Origin of the sequence: Prevotella sp. AM23-5, from assembly GCF_003473645.1 — a bacterium.
Classification (GTDB): domain Bacteria; phylum Bacteroidota; class Bacteroidia; order Bacteroidales; family Bacteroidaceae; genus Prevotella; species Prevotella copri_A.
Genome location: NZ_QUCG01000169.1, coordinates 1 through 1,218, shown reverse-complemented (window position 1 = coordinate 1,218; position 1,218 = coordinate 1). Strand labels below are relative to the sequence as shown.

Here is a 1,218-nt window from a genome sequence, read left to right as displayed (position 1 = left end):
GTATAATTTTTAAAGTTGAACCGTTAAAACATAGTGATTATGGCAAAAGTAATAGACGAAAACATTCAGCGTCAGCTGGATAAGAAGATTAGTTTCTTCGTGAAATACTATCCTGCTCGCATTCAGAACGTAGGTGAGGATGCCAAGGCTGCAAGGCAGTTGGTATGGGCTTTCAAAGATTCTCGTGATTCTGCTTATGAGGAAGTAGCTCAGATGACTGCCAAGCACTTGAAAGAGGAATATGGCGAGAAAGTAAAAAGTATGGTTTTGGTTTGTGTTCCGACGAGTAAGAAGGAGAATTACCAAAGCAGATACATGATGTTCTGTAATAGAGTCAGTGAACTTACCGGCATAGGCAATGGCTTTTCTCATGTGTGCGTGCTTCAAGACCGATTGGATGTTCATAACCATCGAAGAGGTAAGAAAAAGACGGAACGCCAAGCGCAACTTATTGACTTGGACACTTACTATTTCAAGGACAAGGAGATATGTGTGTTTGATGATGTTGTCACCACAGGCAAAAGCTATGCGGATTTTGCTAACAAATTGGAGGATAGCGGAGCACACGTTTTGGGTGGCATGTTCTTAGGTAAAACTTTTTATAGATATAATAGACAATGATTGAAAAGTATGAAAAATGGTGTTCCGTAGCATTTACGGGACACCGATTCATCTCTTCTGATAGGGTGGAAGAGGTGAAGGAGAGTGTAAGAAATGAGATTCGCTTGCTTTATTCCAAGGGATTTCGTAATTTCTTTTGTGGAATGGCTCTAGGCTTTGATATGCTTGCTGCTGAAGAGGTGCTGAAACTGAAGGAGGAACTTCCAGACATCCTTCTTGTTGCCACTGTTCCATATCGGGAGCAAAACGAAAGATGGGGCGCCAATCAGAAGAAACGTTATCTGGAGATTTTGGAGATAGTGGATGATGTTATTGTGTTGAGTGAGCATTATTACAATGGCTGTTTTCTCAAACGCAATGATTTCATGTTAGATCATGTTGCAGTTTTGCTTGCATACTTTGATGGAAAGCCAAAGGGAGGAACTTTTTATACTGTAAGGAATGCAAAGCGGTTGCGCTTGCAAATTTGCAACCTGTTTTGATGGTTGCCTTTTGGATAGGTATTGCTAAAAAGGTAATGCCTATCCTTTATATCTAACTTGTTGATGTAATTGGATAATTCTTTTATATTCCTTAATTCCGCAACACTATAATTTA

At 39.7% G+C, this 1,218-nt stretch carries 2 protein-coding genes; both read left to right on the top strand.

Annotated elements, in window-relative coordinates; genetic code table 11:
* Positions 1-39: 39 nt before the first annotated feature.
* Positions 40-621 carry a phosphoribosyltransferase gene (locus tag DW657_RS17350; protein ID WP_118313579.1) on the top strand — a complete coding sequence of 194 codons (582 nt, stop codon included), beginning with the start codon at positions 40-42 and terminating at the stop codon, positions 619-621.
* On the top strand, positions 618-1,103 hold the full coding sequence (locus DW657_RS17345) for an SLOG family protein (protein WP_199658379.1): 486 nt from the start codon (positions 618-620) through the stop codon (positions 1,101-1,103). Before DW657_RS17350 ends, DW657_RS17345 begins: the two co-directional genes overlap by 4 nt.
* Positions 1,104-1,218 lie beyond the last annotated feature (115 nt).

Excerpts from the sequence above, each read along its gene's own strand:
- DW657_RS17345 (WP_199658379.1), top strand. The coding sequence starts at position 618 with ATGATTGAAAAGTATGAAAAATGGTGTTCCGTAGCATTTACGGGACAC.
- DW657_RS17350 (WP_118313579.1), top strand. The coding sequence starts at position 40 with ATGGCAAAAGTAATAGACGAAAACATTCAGCGTCAGCTGGATAAGAAG.